The 24,717-nt window shown below is 71.9% G+C and carries 18 protein-coding genes; 6 read left to right on the top strand and 12 right to left on the bottom strand.

Going from position 1 to position 24,717, the window contains the following annotated elements:
- The first annotated feature begins 15 nt into the window (after positions 1-15).
- Positions 16-729, top strand: coding sequence for a creatininase family protein (locus AB0E96_RS07795; protein WP_359819904.1), 714 nt, complete (start codon positions 16-18; stop codon positions 727-729).
- 313 nt (positions 730-1,042) lie between these two features.
- On the opposite strand, the gene AB0E96_RS07790 is transcribed toward AB0E96_RS07795, so the two are convergent.
- Positions 1,043-2,986, bottom strand: coding sequence for a TIGR03960 family B12-binding radical SAM protein (locus tag AB0E96_RS07790; protein ID WP_359819901.1), 1,944 nt, complete (start codon positions 2,984-2,986; stop codon positions 1,043-1,045).
- A 576-nt stretch (positions 2,987-3,562) separates the two neighbouring features.
- Between AB0E96_RS07790 and AB0E96_RS07785 the strand changes: the two genes are divergently transcribed.
- Positions 3,563-4,867, top strand: a complete 1,305-nt coding sequence (locus AB0E96_RS07785) for a M14 family zinc carboxypeptidase (RefSeq protein WP_359819899.1) — start codon at positions 3,563-3,565, stop codon at positions 4,865-4,867.
- A gap of 174 nt (positions 4,868-5,041) precedes the next feature.
- On the opposite strand, the gene rodA is transcribed toward AB0E96_RS07785, so the two are convergent.
- The 8 genes from rodA to AB0E96_RS07745 form a co-directional block, all read right to left on the bottom strand.
- A complete protein-coding gene (rodA, locus tag AB0E96_RS07780) occupies positions 5,042-6,241 on the bottom strand; it encodes a rod shape-determining protein RodA (RefSeq protein ID WP_359819897.1) in 1,200 nt (399 codons plus the stop codon).
- Positions 6,238-8,562, bottom strand: a complete 2,325-nt coding sequence (gene mrdA / locus AB0E96_RS07775; RefSeq protein ID WP_359819894.1) for a penicillin-binding protein 2 — start codon at positions 8,560-8,562, stop codon at positions 6,238-6,240. Before mrdA ends, rodA begins: the two co-directional genes overlap by 4 nt.
- A gap of 51 nt (positions 8,563-8,613) precedes the next feature.
- Entirely contained in the window at positions 8,614-9,252 is a 639-nt protein-coding gene (mreD, locus tag AB0E96_RS07770) for a rod shape-determining protein MreD (protein WP_359819891.1), read from the bottom strand.
- Positions 9,253-9,255: 3 nt separating this feature from the next.
- Positions 9,256-10,221 carry a rod shape-determining protein MreC gene (mreC, locus tag AB0E96_RS07765; RefSeq protein WP_359819889.1) on the bottom strand — a complete coding sequence of 322 codons (966 nt, stop codon included), beginning with the start codon at positions 10,219-10,221 and terminating at the stop codon, positions 9,256-9,258.
- A gap of 115 nt (positions 10,222-10,336) precedes the next feature.
- The gene (locus AB0E96_RS07760) at positions 10,337-11,362 is read right to left on the bottom strand and encodes a rod shape-determining protein (RefSeq protein WP_049648984.1); all 1,026 of its coding nucleotides are present in this window, start codon (positions 11,360-11,362) and stop codon (positions 10,337-10,339) included.
- A gap of 332 nt (positions 11,363-11,694) precedes the next feature.
- Positions 11,695-12,108 (bottom strand): nucleoside-diphosphate kinase, encoded by a 414-nt coding sequence (gene ndk / locus AB0E96_RS07755; protein ID WP_224277488.1) that lies wholly within the window; start codon positions 12,106-12,108, stop codon positions 11,695-11,697.
- A gap of 108 nt (positions 12,109-12,216) precedes the next feature.
- Entirely contained in the window at positions 12,217-12,567 is a 351-nt protein-coding gene (locus AB0E96_RS07750; RefSeq protein WP_359819886.1) for a DUF4233 domain-containing protein, read from the bottom strand.
- Between the two features lies 1 nt (position 12,568).
- Positions 12,569-13,927 carry a folylpolyglutamate synthase/dihydrofolate synthase family protein gene (locus AB0E96_RS07745; protein ID WP_359819961.1) on the bottom strand — a complete coding sequence of 453 codons (1,359 nt, stop codon included), beginning with the start codon at positions 13,925-13,927 and terminating at the stop codon, positions 12,569-12,571.
- Positions 13,928-14,144: 217 nt separating this feature from the next.
- Between AB0E96_RS07745 and AB0E96_RS07740 the strand changes: the two genes are divergently transcribed.
- The 3 genes from AB0E96_RS07740 (at position 14,145) to AB0E96_RS07730 (ending at position 18,480) form a co-directional block, all read left to right on the top strand.
- Positions 14,145-15,578: a glycosyltransferase gene (locus AB0E96_RS07740; protein ID WP_359819883.1), complete on the top strand. Its 1,434-nt coding sequence runs from the start codon at positions 14,145-14,147 to the stop codon at positions 15,576-15,578.
- A 46-nt stretch (positions 15,579-15,624) separates the two neighbouring features.
- Complete coding sequence (gene wecB, locus AB0E96_RS07735) at positions 15,625-16,770, top strand: UDP-N-acetylglucosamine 2-epimerase (non-hydrolyzing) (RefSeq protein WP_359819881.1); 1,146 nt, start codon at positions 15,625-15,627, stop codon at positions 16,768-16,770.
- A 174-nt stretch (positions 16,771-16,944) separates the two neighbouring features.
- Positions 16,945-18,480, top strand: coding sequence for a glycosyl hydrolase family 18 protein (locus tag AB0E96_RS07730; RefSeq protein ID WP_359819879.1), 1,536 nt, complete (start codon positions 16,945-16,947; stop codon positions 18,478-18,480).
- A 31-nt stretch (positions 18,481-18,511) separates the two neighbouring features.
- Here the strand turns inward: AB0E96_RS07730 and AB0E96_RS07725 are convergent, their stop codons facing one another.
- Both AB0E96_RS07725 and AB0E96_RS07720 read right to left on the bottom strand, forming a co-directional pair.
- The gene (locus tag AB0E96_RS07725; protein ID WP_359819876.1) at positions 18,512-19,030 is read right to left on the bottom strand and encodes a hypothetical protein; all 519 of its coding nucleotides are present in this window, start codon (positions 19,028-19,030) and stop codon (positions 18,512-18,514) included.
- A gap of 320 nt (positions 19,031-19,350) precedes the next feature.
- Positions 19,351-21,990 carry a valine--tRNA ligase gene (locus AB0E96_RS07720; protein ID WP_359819873.1) on the bottom strand — a complete coding sequence of 880 codons (2,640 nt, stop codon included), beginning with the start codon at positions 21,988-21,990 and terminating at the stop codon, positions 19,351-19,353.
- A gap of 189 nt (positions 21,991-22,179) precedes the next feature.
- Here AB0E96_RS07720 and AB0E96_RS07715 point away from each other — a divergent pair, with 189 nt between their 5' ends.
- On the top strand, positions 22,180-23,055 hold the full coding sequence (locus tag AB0E96_RS07715; RefSeq protein ID WP_359819871.1) for a hypothetical protein: 876 nt from the start codon (positions 22,180-22,182) through the stop codon (positions 23,053-23,055).
- A gap of 66 nt (positions 23,056-23,121) precedes the next feature.
- Here AB0E96_RS07715 and clpX read toward each other — a convergent pair whose 3' ends face one another.
- On the bottom strand, positions 23,122-24,411 hold the full coding sequence (clpX, locus tag AB0E96_RS07710) for an ATP-dependent Clp protease ATP-binding subunit ClpX (protein ID WP_030058268.1): 1,290 nt from the start codon (positions 24,409-24,411) through the stop codon (positions 23,122-23,124).
- Positions 24,412-24,717: the final 306 nt, after the last annotated feature.

Here is a 24,717-nt window from a genome sequence, read left to right as displayed (position 1 = left end):
GGAGAGGCTGGGCCTATGGACGCACTGATCACGGCCGCCACCTCCGCAGACGAACGCCGGCGCGGCGCCAAGATCGCCGTGCTGCCGGTCGGCAGCTTCGAGCAGCACGGCGATCATCTGCCCCTGATCACCGACACCGTCGTCGCCAGCCTGATCGCCCACCGGATCGCCACCGACTACGACCTGTTCCTCCTGCCGCCCGTCACCCTGTCCTGCTCGCACGAGCACGCCCACATGGCGGGCACCGTGAGCATCAGCGCCGCCACGCTCTACGCCATGATCAACGACACATGGAGGTCACTCCGGGCGTCCGGCGTCCCCGGCCTGCTGATCGTGAACGGGCACGGCGGGAACTACGTCCTCTCCAACGTGGTCCAGGAGGCCAACACCGAGGGCCCTCGCGTCGCCCTCTTCCCGGTCCGCGAGGACTGGCACCACGCCCGCGAGGCCGCCGCCCTGGAGAGCGGCGGCGGCGAGGACATGCACGGCGGCGAGTTGGAGGTCTCACTCCTCCTCCACGGCGCTCCCCACCTCATCCGCGAGGGCATCGAGCAGGACGACCACGACGCCCCGGAGCGCCCCCACCTCCTCACTCTGGGCATGGCCGGCTACACCGAGAACGGCATCATCGGCCGCCCGTCCCTCGGTACCGCCGAAAAGGGCGGGGCCATCCTGGAGAGCCTGTCCAAGTCGGCCGCCGGGCACCTGTCACTCATCAGAGGTAGCTGACAGCCACCGGCCATCACTCGAAGGCGTTCAGCACTCCATCGAACGCAGGAGCCCTCCCCGACAGGATCGGGGAGGGCTCTGGGCGTGGCCTCAGCGGGTCAGACCCACTCGATGGAGGACTCGATGTCCGGGGCGCTCCGGGCGGCGGGCAGGGGGGTCTTCCGGCCCCTCTGCCGGGCCTCCCGTGGGGCCGGGGCGGGCCCGCCCGGGGCGCGCGTCACACCGAGCGCGCCCAGGACGAGCTGTCGTTCACCCTCCGAGAGGCCGTGAAATACATCACACAGCTCGCCGAGCGTGTCCCCCATGCCTCTGGCTAACCCTGCTGGCCAGTGGCGTTGACGACCGTCAGCGGCAGCATCTTCTTGCCCGTCGGGCCGATTTGTATGGCCGTGTCCATCTGCGGGCACACGCCGCAGTCGAAGCACGGGGTCCAGCGGCAGTCGTCGACCTCGACCTCCTCCAGGGCGTCCTGCCAGTCCTCCCAGAGCCAGTCCTTGTCGAGGCCGCTGTCCAGGTGGTCCCAGGGCAGCACCTCCTCGTAGGTGCGCTCGCGGGTGGTGTACCAGTCGACGTCGACGCCGGTGCCGGCCAGGCCCTTCTCGGCGCAGAGCATCCAGCGGTCGTACGAGAAGTACTCGCGCCAGCCGTCGAAGCGGCCGCCGTCCTCGTAGACCGCGCGGATGATCGCGCCGACCCGGCGGTCGCCGCGCGAGAGCAGGCCCTCGACGATGCCCGGCTTGCCGTCGTGGTAGCGGTAGCCGATGTTCTTGCCGTACTTGCGGTCGCCGCGGATCGAGTCGCGCAGCTTGGCGAGGCGGGCGTCGGTGTCCTCGGCGGACAGCTGCGGGGCCCACTGGAACGGGGTGTGCGGCTTGGGCACGAACCCGCCGATGGAGACGGTGCAGCGGATGTCGTTCTGGCCGGTGACCTCGCGGCCCTTCTGGATGACGTTCTTCGCCATCTCGCCGATCTGGAGCACGTCCTCGTCGGTCTCGGTGGGCAGGCCGCACATGAAGTACAGCTTCACCTGGCGCCAGCCGTTGCCGTAGGCGGTGGCGACGGTGCGGATCAGGTCCTCCTCCGACACCATCTTGTTGATCACCTTGCGCATGCGCTCGCTGCCGCCCTCGGGGGCGAAGGTGAGGCCCGAGCGGCGCCCGTTGCGGGACAGCTCGTTGGCGAGGTCGATGTTGAAGGCGTCGACGCGGGTGGACGGCAGCGACAGGCCGATCTTGTCCTCGGTGTAGCGGTCCGCGAGGCCCTTGGCGATGTCACCGATCTCGGTGTGGTCGGCGCTGGACAGCGACAGCAGGCCGACCTCCTCGAAGCCGGTCGCCTTCAGCCCGCGCTCCACCATCTCGCCGATGCCGGTGATGCTTCGCTCCCGCACGGGGCGCGTGATCATGCCGGCCTGGCAGAAGCGGCAGCCGCGGGTGCAGCCGCGGAAGATCTCCACGGACATCCGCTCGTGCACCGTCTCGGCGAGCGGGACCAGCGGCTGCTTCGGGTACGGCCACTCGTCGAGGTCCATCACGGTGTGCTTGGACACCCGCCACGGCACGCCCGGGGCGTTCGGCACGACGCGGCCGATCCGGCCGTCGGCCAGGTACTCCACGTCGTAGAACTTCGGGACGTACACCCCGCCGGTGCGGGCCAGGCGCAGCAGCAGTTCGTCCCGGCCGCCGGGGCGGCCCTCGGCCTTCCAGGCGCGGATGATCTCCGTGATGTCGAGGACGGCCTGCTCGCCGTCGCCGACCACGGCGCAGTCGATGAAGTCCGCGATCGGCTCCGGGTTGAAGGCCGCGTGGCCGCCGGCGAGGACGATCGGGTCGTCGTCGGTGCGTTCCCGGGACTCCAGCGGGATGCCCGCCAGGTCGAGCGCGGTCAGCATGTTGGTGTAGCCGAGCTCGGTGGAGAAGGACAGCCCGAACACGTCGAAGGCCTTCACCGGGCGGTGGGCGTCCACGGTGAACTGCGGGACGCCGTGCTCGCGCATCAGCGCTTCGAGGTCCGGCCAGACGCTGTAGGTGCGCTCGGCGAGGACGCCCTCGCGCTCGTTGAGCACCTCGTACAGGATCATGACGCCCTGGTTGGGCAGGCCCACCTCGTAGGCGTCGGGGTACATCAGTGCCCAACGGACGTCGCAGGCGTCCCAGTCCTTGACGGTCGAGTTCAGCTCGCCGCCGACGTACTGGATCGGCTTCTGGACGTGCGGGAGGAGGGCCTCCAGGCGTGGGAAGACCGATTCGACAGTCATGTACTAGGAACCCTTACGACGTGATTCGGTGCCGCGGTCCGGCACGGGAGGGGTGACCCTCAAGGGTAGCCCAATCCGGGGAACGGGCTGTCTGCCCCGGATCACGGGCCGTCCGCGCTCCGGCGCGCCCCCGGACGGCCGCGGCCTTCCCGTTCCCGCCGGTGTCCGCCACCGGTCCTGGCCGTCCGCCCGCACCCGCTGGTGCCCGCCCCGGCACGCGCGGTGCGCGCCCGACGGCCGGTGCAGTCCGCCGTTGACACGCCCGGACGGGCCGTGCGGTACTGACAGGGCTCCGCCAAAGAGATCTGCACCCCTTCCGGACAAGGAAGTTGAGTCGTACGCTCGGCCCTCGCCGGTTTTTCCGGCCGGCGTTCCTCTCCCTCCCACGGGCCGCCCCGGTACGGCCCCGTCCGTCTCCGCCAGGCCCCGCCCCGGCCCCGCGCGGCCGCCGTCCCGGCCCGCGGATGCCACGCCCCGCCCCTTCACCCGTCCCCGTCCCCCCGCCCGCACGCCGTGCCCGGCGGCGCACCCGCACGCCCGCGCCCCGGCGGCCGTACGACCGGCGCAAGGAGAACCATGACCGACACCGGTCGGAGGATCCGCCCGCTCCGGACCCTCGACACCCGGCCGGCCCGCTACCCCACTCCGGCCCAGGCGGAGTCCGCCGCACGGCGGCTCGCCCTGCGGCACCCGGACCGCTGCCGGCTGCGCGAGGTGGGCCGCTCCCGGGCCGGACGCCCACTGCTGCTGCTCTCCGTGGACCGCGGGCCGCGCGCCGTGCTGGTGGTCGGCGGCCCGCACCCCAACGAGCCGGTCGGCACCGCCGGGGCCGTCCGGCTCGCCGAGGTGCTGCTGGACCACCCCGCCCGCCCCGGGCTCTCCTGGCACCTGCTGCTCTGCCTCGACCCGGACGGCGCCGCGCTCAACTCCGGCTGGCTGGACGGCCCGCTCACCATGCGGCGCCACTACGAGCACTTCTTCCGCCCCTCCTTCGAGGAGCAGCCCGAGCTGCTGCCCGCCCCCGGCTCCGGCCGCCCGCCGATGCCGGAGAGCGTGGCGCTGACCGGGCTGATCGACGAGCTGCGCCCCTTCCTCCAGTGCTCGTTGCACGGGGTGGACTTCGGCGGCGCGTTCGCCCAGCTCACGCGTCCCGTCCTGGGGCTGGCCGGGCGCTTCGCCCGCTCCGCGCAGCGGGCCGGCGTCCCGCTCGACGTGGACTCCTACGACGCGATCGGCTGGGCCAGCCCGGACCCTGGCACCTATCTGATGCCGGCCCCGGGCACCGGGGGCTCCCTGGCCCTGCCGGACGAGCCCGAGCTGTCCACCTGGTCGTACGCGGCCCGGTACGGCGCGGTCACCGCGGTGCTGGAGGTCCCGATGTGGGCCGTGGACGCGGTCGGTGACGCCCGCCCCCACCCGGCCGGCCGGCGGGCCCTCGCGGATGCCGCCCGCGACCTCACGCTGGGCGCCGAGGAGCTCGCCGGACTGCTCCCGGGCGTCCCGGCGCACGGCCACGAGGCGTACGGCCACGAGGCGTACGGCGCGCTGCTGCGCACCGCGGAGTCCAGTCTGGCGGTCGCCCCGCGGGTGGCCGAGGAGTGGCTGGAGCGCTGGGGCGCCGAGCCGCTCACGACCTCCCGGGTGACCACCGCCGGGCTGGTCGCGGCGCGGGTGCCGCTGCGGGTGGCGTCGGTCCTGCTGCGGCTGCTGGCCGACGCCCGCGGCCCGGCCGCCGAGGCCGCCCGCGAGCGCGCCCGCGCGGTCGTCGCCGACAGCCTCGACCGGTTGCGCCGGCACTTCGGCGTCCGCTGGGTCCCGGTCCAGGAGCAGCTCGCGCACCAGACCCGCGCCGTCCTCGCCACCGCCGACTGCCTGCTCTGACCGGGCCCGACCGGACGAAGGCCGACAACCGTCAGCAGGACGGGAGTCGGCGAACACTTCGACCGGCCCGGCGGGCGCCGACCGGCCCGGGAACGGCGGCAAGGTCGGCCCGGCAACGGCGGCGGGGCCGGCCCGGGAGATCCCGGACCGGCCCCGCCGCACCGCGCCGCGCGCTCAGGCCGCTATCGGCCGCTGGCTCCGCACCGCCTGGAGCAGCCCGATGGCGATCCAGTTCGCGAACATCGAGGAGCCGCCGTACGAGACGAACGGCAGCGGGATGCCCGCGACCGGCATGATGCCCAGGCACATCCCTATGTTCTCGAAGGCCTGGAAGGACAGCCAGGCGATGACCCCGGCCGCGACGATCGTGCCGTACAGGTCGGTCGCCTGCCGGGCGATCCGGCAGGCCCGCCAGAGGACCACCCCGACCAGCGCGATGATCGCCAGCGCGCCGATGAAGCCCAGTTCCTCACCGGCCACGGTGAACACGAAGTCGGTCTGCTGCTCCGGCACGAACTGTCCGACGGTCTGGGTGCCGTGGAACAGCCCCTTGCCGGTCAGCCCGCCCGAGCCGATCGCGATCCGGGCCTGCGCGGTGTTGTAGCCGACGCCGTTCGGGTCGAGCTGCGGGTTGGCGAAGGCGGCGAAGCGGTCGATCTGGTACTGGCTCAGCAGCCCGAACTTCCAGATCGCCACGCACCCGGCGGTGCCCGCGACCAGCAGCCCGAGCACCCAGCGGTTGGCCGCGCCGGAGCCGAGCAGGATGCCCAGCACGATCGCGGCCATCACCATGACCGAGCCGGCGTCCGGCATCAGCAGCACTATGCCCATCGGCAGCCCGGCCCAGATCAGCCCCCGGAACACCGCCCGGTGCGAGGGGAACTCCCGCTCCCCCGCGTCCACCTGGTCGGACAGCACGACCGCCATCGCCAGCACGATCGAGAGCTTCGCGAACTCGGCGGGCTGGATCGAGAAGCCGCCGCCGAGCTGGATCCACGAGTGCGCGCCGTTGATGGTCGAGCCCAGCGGGCTGAGCGTGGCCAGCAGCATCAGGATCACGCCGACGTACAGGAACGGCACGATCGTGCGGAAGCGCCGGCTCCCTATCGCTATCACCACGGAGCACAGCACCAGCCCGACCACGAAGTTGGTCAGGTGCCGGTACAGGAAGTACTGCGGGTCCCCGTGGGTCAGCGAGTCGCGTCCGCGGGTGGCCGACCAGACCAGCAGCGAGCTGCCGGCCGACAGGGCCAGCGCGGCCACCAGCAGTATCCAGTCCAGCCGCCAGAGCGGGGAGTCCTTGGCCAGGGCCTTGGAGACCCCGCGGCGCTGCGGGGCCAGCCGCAGCTGCCGGTACGAGCCGTAGGAGGTCATGCCCGTCCCCTTCCCGGTCCGCGCGAGGGTTCGAGCGCGGCGTCGGCCGCGGTGTACGACGCCGGGCGGTCGGCCGGCGGCGTCTCGTCGAGGAAGGCCGAGGCCGGGGCCGGCTGCGCCGCGGCCGTGTCGAGCAGCGCCGGGGCCGGCACGGCGGCCTGGGCCTGCGCCGGAGCCTGGGCCTGGGCCTGGGCGCCCGGCGCCTGGTCGACGCCGTAGGCGACCGGCTTGATGATCGCGGTGCCGTCCGGGTTGAACTTCGGCAGCTCGGCCTGCGGCGCAGGCAGCAGCGCCTTGCCGTTGTCGATGGCGCCCTTGTCGTCGACGCCGTACAGCGCCTGGTAGATCCGGCGGATGGCGTCACCGGAACCGCCGGAGCCGGTGCCGCCCTGGCTGATCGTCATGACGACCGCGTAGTCCTTGCTGTACGTGGTCAGCCAGGAGGTGGTCTGCTTGCCCTCGACCTCGGCGGTGCCGGTCTTGGCGTGCAGCGTGATCTTGTCCTGCGGCCAGCCGTTGAACTTCCAGGCGGCGGTACCGGTCTTGATGACGCTCTCGGTGGCCTGGTCGATGTAGCTGAGCAGCTTCTGGTCGCCGGGGAACTTGGCGTCCTCGTGCGGGGGGATCTCGCGGACGAGGTCGCCGCCGGGGCTTATCACGGCCTTGGCGACGGTCGGCCGGTAGAAGGTGCCGCCGTTGGCCAGCGCCGAGTAGATCCGGGCCATCTGGACCGGGGTGACGAGGGTGTCGCCCTGGCCGATCGCGAAGTTGACGGCGTCACCGGCGCGCATCTGGTAGCCGTCGACGCAGTTCTCCCGGGCGATCTGGTCGGAGTAGCTGTTGCCGCCCTTCTGCCCCTGCGCGCACCAGGCGTCCTTGTTGTTGTCGTAGAAGGACTGCTTCCACTGCCGGTCGGGCACCCGGCCGGGCACCTCGGAGGGCAGGTCGATGCCGGTCTTGGCGCCGAGGCCGAACTCGTGGGCGGTCTTGAAGAACCAGTCGCCCGGGTCCTTCTTGGGCTTGATGCCGCCGTCCTTCAGCCACTGGTCGTACGCCAGGCCGTAGAAGACGGTGTCGCAGGAGACCTCCAGCGCCTTCTCCAGGGAGATCTGGCCGAAGTTCTCGCTCTCGAAGTTCTTGAACTCGCGGCCGCCGATGGTCATGCTCTTCGGGCAGTCGTAGCGGCCGTCCAGCGAGTAGCCGGCCTGCACGGCGGCGGTGGTGGAGATGACCTTGAAGGTCGAACCGGGGGCGGACTGGCCCTGTATGGCCCGGTTGAGCAGCGGGAAGTTGGACTCCTTGCTGGTCAGCGACTGGTAGTCCTTGCCGCTGATGCCGCCCACCCAGAGGTTGGGGTCGTAGGTGGGGGCGCTCGCCATCGCGACGATCCGCCCGGTGTGCACGTCCATCACCACGGCGGCGCCGGAGTCGGCCTCGTAGTTGCGGTTGGTGACCTTGTCGAAGGTGTTCCGGGCGTCGTTCATGGCCTGCGCCAGGTTGTCCTCGACGACCTTCTGCACCCGGGCGTCGATGCTGGTGACCAGGTTGTCGCCGGTCTGCGGGGCGACGGTGCCGGCGTTGCCGATCACCCGGCCGAGGTTGTCCACCTCCAGCTTGGTGATGCCCGCGGTGCCGCGCAGGTCGCGGTCGTACACCGACTCCAGGCCGGCCCGCCCGATCTGGTCGGCCGGCAGGTAGCGGTCCAGGCCGCTCTTGCCGGCGGTCTTGCTGACCTCCTCGTCGGTGACCGGCGAGAGGTAGCCGAGCACCTGGGCCATGTTGGCGCCCTCGGCGCCGGTGTAGCGGCGCACGGCGGTGGGCTGCGCGGTGACCCCGGGGAAGTCCTCGCGGCGCTCCATTATCTGCATCGCCTGCTGGGTGGTCGCTTCCTTGGTGACCGGGATCGGCTGGTACGGCGAACCGTTCCAGCAGGGCTGCGGGGTCTTGGCGTCGCAGAGCCGGACCTTCTCCTGCACGTCCTTGGCGGGCATCCCCAGTACCTCGGCCAGCCGGGCCAGCACGGCCTTGCCGCCGTCCTTCTGCTGGAGCAGCGAGGTGCGGCTGACCGAGACGACCAGCCGGGTCTCGTTGCCGGCCAGCACCCGCCCGGAGGCGTCCAGGATCTCGCCGCGGACGGCCGGTTCGACCACCTCGCGGATGTGGTTGCCGGTCGCCTTCGCGGTGTACTCCTTGGCGTTGCGGATCTGCAGGTACCACAGCCGCCCGCCGAGGGTGGCGAGCAGCGACAGCACCAGGATCTGCAGCACCACCAGACGGATCGTCACCCGTCGGGTGCGTCCGGTCTCGGGGATGTTGCTCACGTCTCGTGCGCTCCAGGATGCGGGGAGGTCGGGTGGTCGGGGCCGGGCCGGTTACGGGCGGCGGGCGAAGCCGGGCACGCGCCGCTTCTTGTACGACGGGCCGGACGAGGCGTCGCGGGTGGTGCGGTAGCGGGACAGCGTGCCGAGGCCGGAGCCGCCCTCGTCGTCGTCCGCGGCGGCCACCGGGTCGCGGCCGAATCGGCGGCCGAGGTACATCACCAGCGGCACCACGAAGGGCGCCAGCAGCAGGTCGTAGAGCAGGGCGCTGATCACCAGTCCGCCGAGGCCGACGTGCCGGGCCGCGGTGTCGCCGACCAGGGCGCCGACCATCGCGTAGAGCAGGGTGGAGGCGATCGCGGCGGCGCCGACGACGACGAGCGAGCCGGCCACGGAGCGCTGGCGGCCGTGGTCGGGGCGCAGCAGTCCGGCGGCGTAGCCCATCAGGCAGAGCACCAGCGCGTAGCGGCCGATGGCGTGGTCGGAGGGCGGCGCGAGGTCGGCGAGCAGGCCTCCGGCGAAGCCGACCAGGCAGCCGCCGGTGGGCCCGTAGACCATGGCCAGGCCGACCACGACGAGCAGCAGTATGTCCGGGGTGGCTCCCGGGAGCTGGAGCCGGCCGAACACGCTGACCTGGAGGATCAGGCCGAACAGGACGAGGCCGGCGGAGACGGGGATGCGGGCGAGGCGCATGGCTCAGTTCCCCCCAGTGGGCTTGGCGGGCGGGGCGGCGGGCGCGACGGCCGGGACCTGGCCGGGCGCGGTGGCCGGACCGGGCGCGGTGGCGGGCTGGCCCGCGGCGGGCGCCGGCGGCAGGATGGCGTCGCGCGGGTCGGTGCGCGGCGGCACGACCACCACGCCGACCAGGTCCAGCCGGGTGAACTGGACGAAGGGCTCGACCAGGACGGTCTTGGTCAGCTGGCCGGCGTTGGCCTGGACCTCGACGACCTTGCCGACCGGGACGCCGGGCACGAACGGGCGGCCGCTCTGCGAGCCGAAGGTGACCAGCCGGTCGCCGGCCTTGACCTGGGCCTTGCCGTTGAGCAGGGAGACCTTCATCGGGCTGTCGCCGCCGCCGGAGGCGAAGCCGATCTCGTCGCTGCCCTCCAGCCGGGTGCCGGCGGAGAAGCCTGGGTCGGAGGCGAGCAGCACGGTGGCGGTGGTGGGGGCGACGGTGGTGATCCGGCCGACCAGGCCCTGACCGTTGATCACCGTCATGTCGCGGGTGAGGCCGTCGTCGCTGCCGGCGTCGATGGTGATGGTCCAGGAGAAGCCCTGGGCCGGGCCGATCGCGATGACCTGGGCGGCCTTGACGGTGTAGCCGCCGGATCCGGCGGTGCGCAGCAGTTCGTCCAGCTGCTTGGTGCGGCCGGTCGCCATGTCGGAGGAGGCGAGCTTCTGCCGCAGCTCGGTGTTCTCGCGGGCGAGCTGGTCGGTGCGGCCGCTGTCGGTGGCCGCGTCGCGGAAGGCGCGGACGGTGTCGGCGACCGGGTCGACGACGGTGGCGGCTCCGCGTTCGACCGGTCCGAGGACACTGGCGGCGGCGTGCCGGGCCGGGCCGAGCGGGGAGTCCTCACCGCCCTTGATGTCCACGGTGATCAGCGCGAAGGCGACGGCCACCAGCAGGATCAGCAGCAGCCGGCTCTCTCGTGTGTCCCTCACGGTGCTGGTACTGCCCCTTCGTACCCGGCCGCCGCCCGGGGCTGTGGGGCCCGGGCGGCGGCCCGTTCAGTCGAGTGTCGGATGTGGCGCGTGGTACCGGTGGTGCGGCGATCTGTCAACGACGCGGTGAGGCGTCGAGTACCTGCTGGAGTGCCTCGAACTCCTCGACGCACTTGCCCGAGCCGAGTGCGACGGAGTCCAGCGGGTTCTCCGCGATGTGGATCGGCATGCCGGTCTCGCGGCGCAGCCGCTCGTCCAGGCCGCGCAGCAGGGCGCCGCCGCCGGTGAGCACGATGCCCCGGTCCATGACGTCGCCGGCCAGCTCGGGCGGGCACTGGTCGAGGGTGGTCTTGACCGCGTCGATGATCGCGTTGACCGGCTCGTCGATGGCCTCGCGGACCTCGGCGGCGGAGATGACCACGGTCTTGGGCAGGCCGCTGACGAGGTCGCGGCCACGGATCTCGGCGTGCTCGTCCTTCTCGCCCTCCAGGCCGAAGGCGCTGCCGATGCTCATCTTGATCTGTTCGGCGCTGCGCTCGCCGAGGAGCAGCGAGTACTCCTTCTTGATGTGCTGGACGATCGCGTTGTCCAGCTCGTCGCCGGCCACCCGGATGGACTGGGCGGTGACGATGCCGCCGAGGGAGATCACGGCGACCTCGGTGGTGCCGCCGCCGATGTCGACGACCATGTTGCCGGTGGCCTCGTGGACGGGCAGGCCGGCGCCGATCGCGGCGGCCATCGGTTCCTCGATGATGTGCACCTGGCGGGCGCCGGCCTGGGAGGAGGCCTCGATGACGGCGCGGCGCTCGACGCCGGTGATGCCGGAGGGCACGCAGACCACGACGCGGGGGCGGGCCAGGTAGCGGCGGCGGTGGATCTTGAGGATGAAGTAGCGCAGCATCCGCTCGGTGATCTCGAAGTCGGCGATCACGCCGTCCTTGAGCGGGCGGATGGCGACGATGTTGCCCGGGGTGCGGCCGATCATCTTCTTGGCCTCGGCGCCGACGGCCAGGATTCCGCCGGTGTTGGTGTTCACCGCGACGACGGACGGCTCGTTCAGAACGATGCCCTTGCCCCTGACGTACACCAGCGTATTGGCTGTTCCGAGGTCGATCGCCAAGTCGCGGCCGATGAACGACAGGTTGCTCGCCATGGGGTGTGGGTGCCTTCCCGGGCTCGGAGTTCATGGGGGGGTGGACGAATGCGTGCGCCCACGCTCGGGCGGAGACCAGCTGAGCTGCCTTACCGGGCCCTTGAGTCGCGTCCATCGTAGTCACGCCGCACGGTACGGACGTCGACGTGGGGCATACCGTCCATTGTCCGGGGCGTGATCGCATCTCCGAGGATTGGGACGCCGTGTCGGCGCCGCCAGTTCCCTATTTCACGATAAGAATGCCCCGGCCGGGCCAATGGTCCCGACCGGGGCGGTACGAACGTCCCCCCGGGCGTGTCGCCCGGGTCCTGCTCGCCGGATCAGGCGTGCGCGGGGAAGAAGATCTTGATCTCGCGCTCGGCCGACTCCGGCGAGTCGGAGGCGTGGATCAGGTTCTCGCGGGTGATCGTCGCGTAGTCGCCGCGGATGGTGCCGGCCCCGGCCTCCAGCGGGTTGGTGGCGCCGGCCAGCATGCGGATGCCCTTGACGACCTCCTCGCCCTCGACGATCAGCGCGATCGACGGGCCGGAGGTCATGAACTCCAGCAGCGGCTCGTAGAACGGGCGGCCCACGTGCTCCGCGTAGTGCTGCTCCAGCGTCGCCCGGTCGAAGGTGCGCAGCTCGATGGCGGCGAACCGCCAGCCGGCCTTGCGCTCGATGCGGCTGATGATCTCGCCGGCCAGGCCGCGGCGGACGGCGTCGGGCTTGAGCAGGACGAGAGTGCGCTGGGACACGGTGCGTCTCCTGGGGATTCGGTTCGGCAGACAGTCGGGTCGACAAGCGGTGCCGACAGGGCAGAGATTACCTTGCGTACACGGCGTGTCGGTCGGCCGGTCCGGGCCTCAGACCTGTACTGCGGCGGCCTCGGCGGCGGCCCTGGCGGCCTTGAAGTCGTCCACCTTGCGGCCGTAGTGCACCGAGCACCACCACAGGCCGGCGAAGACCACGCCGAGGCCGAACATGGTCGGCAGGACGAAGCCGGCGGCGATCAGACCGATCTGCAGCGCCCAGCCGATCTGCACCGCGCCGGGGCGGTTGATCATGCCGCAGAGCAGGATGCACAGGGCCATCGCGATGCCGCTGACCGTCCAGATCTCCGCGTTGGAGACGTCGGAGAGCCGCATCGCGACCAGCGCCGCGAACATGATCAGCAACGCCTCGCCGATCAGCGTCGAGGAGCAGAGCGTCCTCATGTCACTTCCTCCCGAGCAGCAGGCGGGCCTCGCCCACCGTGATGACCGAACCGGTGACCAGCACCCCGGCGCCGCCGAGGTCGCCCTCCTCCTCGGCGAGGGTGACGGCGGCGGCGATGGCGTCGTCGAGCCGGGGCTCGACCTGGACGCGGTCCGCGCCGAAGACCTCGACGGCCAGGGCGGCGAGCGCGTCGACGTCCATCGCGCGGTGGGTGGAGTTCCGGGTGATGACGACCTCGGCCAGGATCGGCTCGAAGGCCTCCAGCACGCCGGCCACGTCCTTGTCCCCGGAGGTGCCGATCACGCCGACGAGCCGGGTGAAGCCGAAGGACTCGGTGAGCGCGGCCACGGTGGCGCGGGCGCCGTGCGGGTTGTGCGCGGCGTCCAGGACGATCGTGGGGCTGCGGCGGACGACCTCCAGGCGGCCCGGCGAGGAGACGCCGGAGAAGGCCTGGCGGATCTTCTCCACGTCCAGCTGCCCGCCGCGCGCGCCGCCGACGCCGAAGAAGGCCTCGACCGCGGCCAGGGCGAGCGCCGCGTTGTGCGCCTGGTACTCGCCGTGCAGCGGGATGAAGACGTCCTCGTACTCCTCGCCGCCGAGTCCGCGCAGCGTCACCAGCTGGCCGCCGACGGCGAGTTCGCGGCGGATGACGCCGAACTCCATGCCCTCGCGGGCGACCGTGGCGTCCACCTCGACGGCGCGGCGCAGGATGGTCTGGGCGGCGTCCAGCTGCTGCTGGGCGACGACCGCCACGGCGCCGGACTTGATGATCCCGGACTTCTCGACCGCGATCTCGCCGGTGGTCCCGCCGAGCTTGTCGGTGTGGTCCAGCCCGATCGGGGTGATCACCGAGACGGCGGCGTCGATGACGTTGGTGGCGTCCCAGGAGCCGCCCATGCCGACCTCGACCACGGCGACGTCCACCGGGGCGTCGGCGAAGGCCGCGTAGGCCATGCCGGTCAGCACCTCGAAGAAGGACATCGGCACCGGCTGCGCCGCGTCGACCATCCGCACGTAGGGCTCGATGTCGCGGTAGACCTCGACGAAGCGCTCGGGGGTGATCGGGGCGCCGTCCAGGCTGATCCGCTCGGTCACGGACTCCACGTGCGGGCTGGTGTAGCGGCCGGTGCGCAGCTCGAAGGTGTTGAGCAGCTGCTCGATCATCCGGGCGGTGGAGGTCTTGCCGTTGGTGCCGGTGATGTGGATGGAGGGGAAGGACCGCTGGGGCTGGCCCAGGATGTCCATCAGGGCCTCGATCCGGTCGAGCGAGGGCTCCAGCTTGTTCTCCGGCCAGCGGTTGGAGAGCTCCACCTCGACGTCGCGCAGGGCGTCGCCGGTGCCGCCGTCGGCGGGGCGGATGGTGTACGGGTTCGGGTCGGCCTTGTCGCTCACGACCACAGTCTACGGAGCTTCGGCGGGTCCTCTTCACAGGGTGAGAACGACCACTTTGCCCGTTCTTTCCCATGATCATCTAGTTTCGCCCCTTTACTATTGATTTAGCGATCTGAACCGCAATGAAGCATCGATTCGCAGCCGATAGGAGTCATCAACCTTTGATCACGAGGAGCACTGCGCCATGCCCGACGCCCTGCACGAATGGATCGTGCTCCGCCAGGACGCCGTCGTCCTCGTCGCCGGACTGATCTCCCTGGCACTCGTCGGCTACATGGCCCTCGTCTTCGGACGCTTCCTCGTGTACTGGGCCGGCTCCCGGCACGCCTTCCGGCACAGCCGCCCCGCCGAGCCCGGCGACCCCGCCTCCTTCCAGTGGCACCTGGTGATCCCCTGCCGCGACGAGGAGGCCGTGGTCACCCAGACCCTGGACGGGCTGCGCGCCGGCGCGCCCGAGGCCCACCTCTGGGTGATCGACGACGACAGCGAGGACGCCACCCGCGAACTCGTGCTCGCCGCCGCGGCCCACGACCCGCGGATCCACCTGGTCCAGCGCCGCCGCCCGCACGCCCGGATCGGCAAGGGCGCCGCCCTCAACGCCGCCTACCGGGAGATCTCCGCCTGGCTGCCCGAGGGCACCGACCGCGCCCGGGTGGTGATCGGCGTGGTCGACGCCGACGGGCAGCTCGACCCCGGCACCCTCGCCCAGGTCTGCAACGCCAAGGCGCTCGGCCGCCCCGACACCGGCGCCGTCCAGATCGGCGTCCGGATGCGCAACGCCGACGACGAGCTCCCGCTGCCCGGCCGCGGCCGGGCAGCCAACGCCCTGGCCCGCGCCCTGGTGCGGATGCAGGACGTCGAGTTCCAGGCCACCAACACCGGCATGCAGCTGCTGCGCCGCCGCACCGGCAGCGTCGGCCTCGGCGGCAACGGCCAGTTCGTCCGGCTCACCGCCCTCGACTCGCTGACCGCCGAGGAGGGCCGGGCCGGCCGCCCCTGGCCCGAGCGCGCCCTGCTGGAGGACTACGAGTCCGGCCTCGACCTGCGCCTGGCCGGCTGGCGGCTCACCCACGTCACCGAGGTCCAGGTCTCCCAGGAGGGACTGATCTCGCTGCGCCGCTTCCTCACCCAGCGCACCCGCTGGGCCCAGGGCAACATGCAGTGCCTGCGCTACACCGGCCGGGTGCTGCGCTCGCCGCACTACACCCCCTTCGGCAAGGCCGAGGTGGTGTACACCTTCCTCCAGCCGGTGGTCTGCGTGCTGCTGGTGCTGCTCTTCCCCGTCTCGCTCGGGATCACCGGCGCCGGTCTGGTGCTCTTCCCGGAGGAGACCGCCGAGTTCCAGCTCAGGTTCGGTCCGTGGATGCTCCTCGTCCTCGTGCTCGCCACGCTGCCGATGGTGTACTGGGGCTTCGCCTACCGCAGGACCGTCCACCCCGACCGCGGCCGGCTCACCGGCCTGCTCTGGGGCCTCCTGGTCTGGCTCTACGCCTACCACCTGTTCGTGGTCGCCACCCGGGCCACCGTCCGGATGCTGCTCGGCCGCAACGGCTGGGCCAAGACCCGCCGCAACGCCGAGAAGGTCGCCCTCGGCGCCCCCACCGCGCTCGAGTCCTGAGCCCCCCACACCTCCTCTCCGCCCCACCTCCCGACCGGAGTCCCGCATGAGCACGTGCCTGCCCCCGTCCAGCGTCGCCGTCGTCCTCGGCACCCGCCCCGAGCTCGTCAAGCTCGCCCCGCTGATCCACGAACTCGGCGACGCCACCCGGCTGGTGCACACCGGCCAGCACTGGGACGAGGCGATGTCCGGCCGCTTCCTGCGCGACCTCGACCTGCCCGAGCCCGAGCTGCTCACCGGTGTCGGCGGCCGCCCCCGGGCCGGCCAGATCGCCCAGTCGCTGGGCCAGCTGGACGCCGCCTTCGCCGAGGACCGGCCCGTCGCCGTGGTCGTCCAGGGCGACACCAACGCCACCCTGGCCGGGGCGCTGGCCGCCAACGCCCGGGAGATCCCGCTGGTCCACGTCGAGGCCGGGCTGCGCAGCTTCGACCGGGCGATGCCCGAGGAGCACAACCGGGTGATGGTCGACCACGTCTCCGACCTGCTCTGCGCCGCCACCGGCGAGAACGTCGCCAACCTGCGCGCCGAGTCGCTGGCCGAGGAGCGGATCGAGCTCACCGGCAACACCGTCGTCGAGGTGGTCCGCCGTCAGCTGCCGGACGGGGCCGCCCGCGCCGCGCTGCTCGCCGCGCACGGCCTGCGCCCGGACGGCTACGTGCTGGCCACCGTGCACCGCCCGGAGAACACCGACACCGCCGAGGCGCTCGGCGCGGTGCTCGCCGAACTGGACCGGATCGCCCGGGCCGGCACCCCCGTACTGTTCCCGATGCACCCGCGCACCCGGGCCGCCGTCGAGCGCTTCGGCCTGGACGGCCTGCTGGAGCGGCTGGCCGTCACCGGCCCGGTCGGCTACGGCGACTTCCTGGGCCTGGCGAGCCACGCCGCGCTGCTGGTCTCCGACTCCGGCGGCGTGCAGGAGGAGTGCACCGTGCTCGGCCGCCCGCTGCTGGTGGTACGCCGCTCCACCGAGCGCCCGGAGGCGATGGCGTCCGGCTTCGCCGCGCTGGTGCGGCCCGGCGAGGAGCTGGGCACCCTGGCCCGCGCCTGGCTCTCCGACACCCCCGAGCGGCTCGCCCGGCTCGCGGCCACCCCGAGCCCCTACGGCGACGGCCTGGCCTCGGCGCGGATCGCCGCGCTCACCGCGGCGATCGCCGGCTCCGAGGCGGCCGAAGGCGTGCCGCTGGCCGCCTAGGCGCCCCGAGGGCCTCTTGACAGCAGAATTGGTCTACTCCACCTTGTGAGGCAAGTCTCCGTTCCCGACCGGGACTTGAGTTGTCGGTAGCTCCCGCAAGCGCACCATCGACACCCCGGACGGCGTTCCTCCCCCACGAGGCGCCGCCGGGCCTCCCCCACTGGAGATGGAGTCATGCCACCTGCCCGACACCGGCGCACCCGCGCCGTCCATTCGCTGCTCGCCGGCGCGAGCGCCGTCGCCGTCGGCCTGAGCGGACTCGTGCTCGCCGGCGGCACCGGCGCCCACGCGGCCGACACCGACCTGATCGTCAACGGCGGCTTCGAGACCGGGAACCTGTCCGGCTGGACCTGTTCGAGCGGCACCGTCCAGACCACCACCGCCCACTCCGGCACGTACGCCCTGCAGTCCACCCCGATCGGGAGCGACACCGGCGAGTGCAGCCAGACCGTCCAGGTGAAGCCCTCCTCCGCGTACACCCTGAGCTCCTGGGTCCAGGGCTCGTACGTCTACCTGGGCGCCCGCGGCACCGGCGGCACCGATCCGAGCACCTGGACCCCCGGCGGCACCGGCTGGGCCCAGCTGAGCACGAGCTTCACCACCGGCCCGAACACCACCAGCGTCACCGTCTACCTGCACGGCTGGTACGGCCAGCCCGCCTTCGCCGCCGACGACGTCTCGCTGCTCGGCCCCGGCGGACCGCAGCCCTCCCCCAGCCCGACGGCTACCGCCACCGCCTCGCCGAGCCCCACGGCCACGGCCACGGCCACCGGCAGCCCCACTCCCACCGCCACCTCCACCGGCAAGCCGCCGGACCTGCCCAAGCACATCCTCACCGGCTACTGGCAGAACTTCGACAACGGCGCCACCGTCCAGCGGATCAGCGACGTCCCGGCCGCCTACGACATCATCGCGGTCTCCTTCGCGGACGCCACCGCCACCCGCGGCGGACTGAGCTTCACCCTCGACCCCGCCCTCTCCTCCCGTCTCGGCGGCTACACCGACGCCCAGTTCAAGGCCGACATCGCGGCCAAGCGGGCGGCCGGGAAGCGGGTGGTGCTCTCCATCGGCGGGCAGAACGGCACGGTCTGGGTGGGCGATTCCGCCTCCGCCGCGACGTTCACCAGCACCGCCTGGGCCCTGATGCAGAGCTACGGCTTCGACGGGATCGACATCGACCTGGAGAACGGCATCAGTTCCACCTACATGGGCCAGGCGCTGCACGCCCTGGCGGCGAAGGCGGGGAGCGGATTCATCCTCACCATGGCGCCGCAGACGATCGACATGCAGTCGACCGGCATGGAGTACTTCAAGCTGGCGCTGAACGTGAAGGACATCCTCACCATCGTCAACATGCAGTACTACAACTCCGGTGCGATGAACGGCTGCGACGGGAACGTCTACTCCCAGGGCACCGAGAACTTCCTCACCGCGCTGGCCTGCATCCAGCTCAAGGGCGGGCTGCGGCCCGACCAGGTGGGCCTCGGGGTGCCGGCCTCCACCAGCGCCGCGGGCGGCGGGTACCTCGCCGCCGCCACCGTCAACGCCGCGCTGGACTGCCTGGCCTCCGGCACCAACTGCGGCAGTTACAAGCCGGACACCACCTGGCCGGGCATCGGCGGCGCGATGACCTGGTCGACCAACTGGGACGCCAAGGCGGGTGGTCCGGTCGCCGGCACCATCGGTTCGCACCTGCGCGCCATGCCGTAACCGGCGCGACCGGCCCGCCGGAGGCCCGGGTTCAGACCCCGGCCCGGGCCTCCGGCACGTGCGCGGCTCCGCCGTGCCGACGGCGCAACTCGGCGGTGATCTCGGACAGTTCGCCGTCGGGCAGCAGCGGGAGCATCATCGCGACGCCCTGCAGCAGGCCACCGAGCAGGAAGGTGGTGTCGGGCGTCGCCGCCACCAGTCCGCGGACCTCTGCCACCTCGCCGGCCGCCACCGCCTCGATCAGCCGGGCCGCGTTCGCGGTCTCCTCGTCGACCTCGACCGCGCCGGTGTCGTCCGGGGCGCGCCGGGCCATCGCCCGCAGCACCCGGTCGCCGACCTCGGGGGCGTACGCCTTGCGGACGGCCTCGGCGGCGATCCAGGCGAGCAGGGTGGTCACCTCGCGCTCGGCGTGCTCGGCGAGCAGCAGGTCCAGCTCGTGGTCGAAAGCGACCTGGTTGCCGTGCCGGAACGCGAGCAGCAGGGTCGCCGCCCTGGCCTTGGCCTCCTCGACCGCCTCGGCAGGCAGTTCGTCGGCCAATTCCTCGGTCACCACCACGCCATGCCCTCCCGTCCGTCGCTCAGCAGGAACGCTCAGCAGAAACACCCATTCGGAAACTCCGTGCACACGGTACACAGCGGACCTGCAAACTTCCGCGAACCCGCGCGGGCAAGACCGGAATCAATTCGCTCGGAATAGGACCTCACCCGGTCGCAGGATGATAATTCGCCGGAAGGGAGCAATGTTGCTGGGCTATTAGGCGTAGGAAAAACCCGGACCCGGCACCATCGCCGAACCGGAGCACCGCGAAAACGCCCGAGGGGCCGCACCCCGCGTGTCGCGGTGTGCGGCCCCTCGGGGACCGGCCGGGCTCAGCCCTGCGGCAGCGCCGCGAGCTGGACGGTGATCCGGGCGATGTCGGCCTCGGCGGCCTCCTGACGGCCGCGGATCTTGGCGACCACCTCGTCCGGCGCCTTGGCGAGGAACGCCTCGTTGCCGAGCTTGGCGGTGGTCTGGGCCTTCTCCTTCTCGGCCGCCGCGAGGTCCTTGGCCAGGCGCTTGCGCTCGGCCGCGACGTCGATGGTGCCGGAGAGGTCCAGCGAGACGGTGGCACCGGCGACCGGCAGGGAGGCGGTGGCCGCGAAGCCCTCCTCCGGGGCGGTCAGCCGCAGCAGCGAGCGGATCGCGTCCTCGTGGACGGCCAGCACGGTGCCGGCCAGCTCCAGCTGGGCCGGGACGCGCTGCGCGGGCTGCAGGCCCTGGTCCGAACGGAAGCGGCGGACCTCGGTGACCACCTGCTGGAGCGTGGCGATCTCCGACTCGGCGGCCGCGTCACGGTAGCCGCTGTCCTTCGGCCACTCGGACACGACCAGCGACTCGGCGCCGGTGAGCGTGGTCCACAGCGCCTCGGTGACGAACGGGACGACCGGGTGCAGCAGCCGCAGCGTGACGTCCAGGACCTCGCCGAGCACGCGGCGCGAGGCGTCCGCCTGCGGGCCGCCCTTGGCCAGGGTGGTCTTGGAGAGCTCGACGTACCAGTCGAAGACCTCGTCCCAGGCGAAGTGGTACAGCGCGTCCGTGGCCTTGGCGAACTGGAAGTCCTCGTACAGCCCGTCCACCTCGGCGACGGTGGCGTTCAGCCGCGACAGGATCCAGCGGTCCACCGCGGTCAGCTCCTCCGGCGCGGGCAGCGGGCCCTCGACGGTAGCGCCGTTCATCAGCGCGAAGCGGGTGGCGTTCCAGACCTTGTTGCAGAAGTTGCGCGAGCCCTTGACCCAGTCCTCGCCGATCGGCACGTCGGCGCCCGGGTTGGCGCCGCGGGCCAGGGTGAAGCGGACGGCGTCGGCACCGTAGGCGTCCATCCAGTCCAGCGGGTCGACCGCGGTGCCGGAGGACTTCGACATCTTCTTGCCGAACTCGTCGCGCACCAGGCCCGTCAGGGCGACGGTCTTGAACGGCGCCTCGCCGTCCATCGCGTACAGGCCGAACATCATCATCCGGGCGACCCAGAAGAAGATGATGTCGTGGCCCGTCACCAGGACGTCGGTCGGGTAGAACTTCTCCAGGTCGGCGGTCCGCTCCGGCCAGCCGAGCGTGGAGAACGGCCACAGGCCCGAGGAGAACCAGGTGTCCAGGACGTCCGGGTCCTGCACCCAGCCCTCGCCGGTCGGCGGCTGCTCGTCCGGACCGACGCAGACGACCTCGCCCTCGGGGCCGTACCAGACCGGGATCCGGTGGCCCCACCAGAGCTGGCGCGAGATGCACCAGTCGTACATGTTGTCGACCCAGTCGAAGTAGCGGCGCTCCAGCTCCTTCGGGTGGATCTCCACCTTGCCGTCGCGGACGGCGTCGCCGGCGGCCTTGGCCAGCGGCTCGACCTTGACCCACCACTGCAGCGACAGCCGCGGCTCGACCACGGTGTGGCAGCGCGAGCAGTGGCCCACCGCGTGCATGTACGGACGCTTCTCGGCGACGATCCGTCCCTGCTCGCGCAGCGCGCCGACGACGGCCGAGCGGGCCTCCAGCCGGTCCATGCCGAGGAACGGGCCGTGCACGGTGATCGCACCGCGCTCGTCCATGACCGACAGGTTGGGCAGGTCGTGGCGCTGGCCGATGGCGAAGTCGTTCGGGTCGTGCGCCGGCGTCACCTTGACGGCGCCGGTGCCGAACTCCGGGTCGACGTGCTCGTCGGCGACGACCGGGATCTCACGGTCGGTCAGCGGCAGCTTGATGGTCCGGCCGACGAGGTGCTTGTAGCGCTCGTCCTCGGGGTGGACGGCCACCGCGGTGTCGCCCAGCATCGTCTCGGCCCGGGTGGTGGCGACGATGATCGAGTCGTCGCCCTCGCCGTAGCGGATCGAGACCAGCTCGCCCGGCACCTCCTCGTGCTCCACCTCGATGTCCGACAGCGCGGTGAGGCAGCGCGGGCACCAGTTGATGATGCGCTCGGCGCGGTAGATCAGGCCGTCGTCGAAGAGCCGCTTGAAGATGGTCTGGACGGCCTGGGACAGGCCCTCGTCCATGGTGAAGCGCTCGCGCGACCAGTCCACGCCGTCGCCGAGGCGGCGCATCTGGCCGAGGATGCGGCCGCCGTAGCTCTTCTTCCACTCCCAGACCTTCTCGACGAAGGCCTCGCGGCCCAGGTCGTGGCGAGACAGGCCGTCCTCGGCGAGCTGCTGCTCGACCTTGTTCTGGGTGGCGATGCCGGCGTGGTCCATGCCGGGCAGCCAGAGCGCCTCGAAGCCCTGCATGCGCTTGCGGCGGGTCAGCGCGTCCATCAGCGTGTGCTGGAAGGCGTGGCCCAGGTGCAGGACACCGGTGACGTTCGGCGGGGGGATGACGATCGTGTACGCGGGCTTGTCGCTCTTCGCGTCCGCGGTGAAGTACCCACGCTCCACCCAGCGCTCGTACAGCTCGCCCTCTACGTCCGCGGGGGTGTAGGTCGTCGGGAGGGTTGCTGCTTCGTCCCCGGCAAAGGTGCTCACGGGGCGCTGGTTCGTCGTGTCGGTCACGACGCACAGTTTACGTAACCGGGGGGAGGGCCACGAACCGCGTGACGGCGCGGAGCGGCCGTGCCCGGGCGGGCCCCCGTCCGGCACCGTGCGGTAGCGTGCCCGGGCACCCGTCCGCAGGCCCGGACGGGCGGGGAACGACGGGACACCACGACAGGCCGCGGGTGCGGCGGGGGAGCACGGACGCTGATGTACGGCCAGGGACAGCAGTACCCGCAGGGACAGCCGCAGCCGTACGGGGGGCAGCCGCCGTACGGCCCGCCACCGCAGCAGCCCTACGGGGCACCCCAGCCCTACGGCGCTCCCCCGCCCCAGTACGGCCAGCCCCCGTACGGCCAGCCGCAGCAGCCGTACGGCGCGCCCGCCCAGCCCTACGGCGCTCCCCCGCAGCCCTACGGCGTACCGCCCCAGGCGCCGTACGGCCGGCCGGGCTACCCGCCGCCCCCGCAGCCGCCCAGGCGCAGGGGCGGGCTGGTCGTCGGGCTGGTGATCGGCGCGCTGGTGCTGGGCGGCGGAGGCTTCGCCGCCTGGAAGTTCCTCGGCGACGGCGGCGACAAGGGCGGCCGGTACAGGATGACCGCGCCGCAGACCCTCGCGGACGGCTACTCCCAGAAGTCCACCGAGGAGAAGGCCGTCGAGCCGACCAACTCGGAGGCCGGCCGGTTCGGCAAGGACCTCCACGTGATCGCGGCCAGCTACAGCCGGGGCGCCGACACCGACACCTTCACCGTGCTCGGGGTCTACGGGCAGCTCAACGACCCCGCGCAGATCGTCGACGACGCCAAGAAGAGCAGCGGCGAGACCGTCTGGACCACCCCGCTGACGGAGTTCCCGGCCCGCGACGCCCGGAACTCCTCGGCGAAGCTCTCCTGCGGCGTGATCGGCTTCACGGGCAAGCCCGGCCCGACGGTCTGCGTGTGGGCGGACCGCTCCACCACCGGGCGGGTCACCTTCAGCAAGGTGACCCTGAACAGCAGCGGCGTCGCCGGCGGCCAGGAGACCACCCTGTCGCAGGCCGCCGACAAGACCCGGGCGATCCGCGACGGCATGGTCGTCGCCAAGTAGCACGGCGCGCGGAAGGGGCCCCGTACCGGATCCGGTACGGGGCCCCTTCCGTGCGAAGGCCTCGGGTCAGGCGCTCTTGTCCCGGCGCTCGCGCTTGATCATGTCGCGCGGCACCAGGGTGGGGATGGCGTGCTTGGAGACGACGTCCCCGGTGACCACCACGCGGGCGACGTCCTGGCGCGAGGGGACCTCGTACATCACGGACATCAGCACCTCCTCCATGATGGCCCGCAGCCCGCGCGCGCCGGTGCCCCGCAGGATCGCCTGGTCGGCGATCGCCTCCAGCGCGTCCCGGGAGAACTCCAGCTCCACGCCGTCCAGTTCGAACAGCTTGCGGTACTGCTTGACCAGCGCGTTGCGCGGCTCGGTGAGGATCTGGAGCAGCGCCTCGCGGTCCAGGTTGTGCACGCTGGTGATCACCGGCAGACGGCCGATGAACTCGGGGATCATGCCGAACTTCACCAGGTCCTCGGGCATCACCTGGCGGAAGTGGTCGCTGGCGTCCGACTCCCGCTTGGAGCGGATGTTGGCGCCGAAGCCGATGCCCTTGGCACCCGCGCGGCCCTCGATGATCCGCTCCAGGCCGGCGAACGCGCCGCCGACGATGAACAGCACGTTGGTGGTGTCGATCTGGATGAACTCCTGGTGCGGGTGCTTGCGCCCGCCCTGCGGCGGCACCGAGGCGGTGGTGCCCTCCAGGATCTTCAGCAGGGCCTGCTGCACGCCCTCGCCGGAGACGTCCCGGGTGATCGACGGGTTCTCGCTCTTGCGCGCGACCTTGTCGATCTCGTCGATGTAGATGATCCCGGTCTCGGCCTTCTTGACGTCGTAGTCGGCCGCCTGGATCAGCTTGAGCAGGATGTTCTCGACGTCCTCGCCGACGTAGCCGGCCTCGGTCAGCGCGGTGGCGTCCGCGATCGCGAACGGCACGTTCAGCATCCGGGCCAGGGTCTGCGCGAGCAGCGTCTTGCCGGAGCCGGTGGGGCCCAGCAGCAGGATGTTGGACTTGGCCAGCTCGATGGCGTCCTCGCGGCCGTTGCCGCCGCTGCGGCCCGCCTCGCCCGCCTGGACGCGCTTGTAGTGGTTGTAGACGGCGACCGACAGCGCCTTCTTCGCGAGGTCCTGGCCGACGACGTACTGGTCCAGGAACTCGTAGATCTCGCGCGGCTTCGGGAGTTCCTCGAAGCGCACCTCGGAGGTCTCGGCGAGTTCCTCCTCGATGATCTCGTTGCACAGGTCGATGCACTCGTCGCAGATGTACACGCCTGGGCCGGCGATCAGCTTCTTCACCTGCTTCTGCGACTTGCCGCAGAACGAGCACTTGAGCAGGTCGCCACCGTCTCCGATGCGTGCCACGAGGTGCTTCCCCTTCGCCAGGGGCCCCGCAGGGTTCCGGGGCCTGGTGCTGTGGACCGTCAACGCCGACGGCGCTCGGTCTCGCTATCCGACGGTACTCTGCCGGGCCCGTGATTCCGTCCTCTTCGCCAGGTCTGCCCTACGCCCTGGGCGAATTGATACCGAACAGATGCCGTCGCACGTGCCCGCCGATGGGCCGGGGCGGGGGGGGGGGCCCCCCGCCCCCCCCCCCCCCCCCCCCCCCCCCCCCCCCCCCCCCCCGGCGGGGGGGGGCCCCCCCCCCCCCCCCCCCCCCCCCCCCCCCCC

It is taken from the genome of Kitasatospora sp. NPDC036755 (assembly GCF_040636595.1).
Taxonomy (GTDB): domain Bacteria; phylum Actinomycetota; class Actinomycetes; order Streptomycetales; family Streptomycetaceae; genus Kitasatospora.
The sequence above is the reverse complement of the archived record's forward strand: the minus strand, read 5'-3'. Positions and strand labels throughout refer to the sequence as shown.

Bases quoted from the DNA above. Each gene is read 5' to 3' on its own strand.
- AB0E96_RS07785 (WP_359819899.1), top strand. From the start codon at position 3,563: ATGACCGACACCGGTCGGAGGATCCGCCCGCTCCGGACCCTCGACACC.
- AB0E96_RS07790 (WP_359819901.1), bottom strand. From the start codon at position 2,986: ATGACTGTCGAATCGGTCTTCCCACGCCTGGAGGCCCTCCTCCCGCAC.
- rodA (WP_359819897.1), bottom strand. From the start codon at position 6,241: ATGACCTCCTACGGCTCGTACCGGCAGCTGCGGCTGGCCCCGCAGCGC.
- AB0E96_RS07750 (WP_359819886.1), bottom strand. From the start codon at position 12,567: ATGAGGACGCTCTGCTCCTCGACGCTGATCGGCGAGGCGTTGCTGATC.
- AB0E96_RS07730 (WP_359819879.1), top strand. From the start codon at position 16,945: ATGCCACCTGCCCGACACCGGCGCACCCGCGCCGTCCATTCGCTGCTC.
- mreD (WP_359819891.1), bottom strand. From the start codon at position 9,252: ATGCGCCTCGCCCGCATCCCCGTCTCCGCCGGCCTCGTCCTGTTCGGC.
- wecB (WP_359819881.1), top strand. From the start codon at position 15,625: ATGAGCACGTGCCTGCCCCCGTCCAGCGTCGCCGTCGTCCTCGGCACC.
- AB0E96_RS07715 (WP_359819871.1), top strand. From the start codon at position 22,180: ATGTACGGCCAGGGACAGCAGTACCCGCAGGGACAGCCGCAGCCGTAC.
- AB0E96_RS07740 (WP_359819883.1), top strand. From the start codon at position 14,145: ATGCCCGACGCCCTGCACGAATGGATCGTGCTCCGCCAGGACGCCGTC.
- AB0E96_RS07795 (WP_359819904.1), top strand. From the start codon at position 16: ATGGACGCACTGATCACGGCCGCCACCTCCGCAGACGAACGCCGGCGC.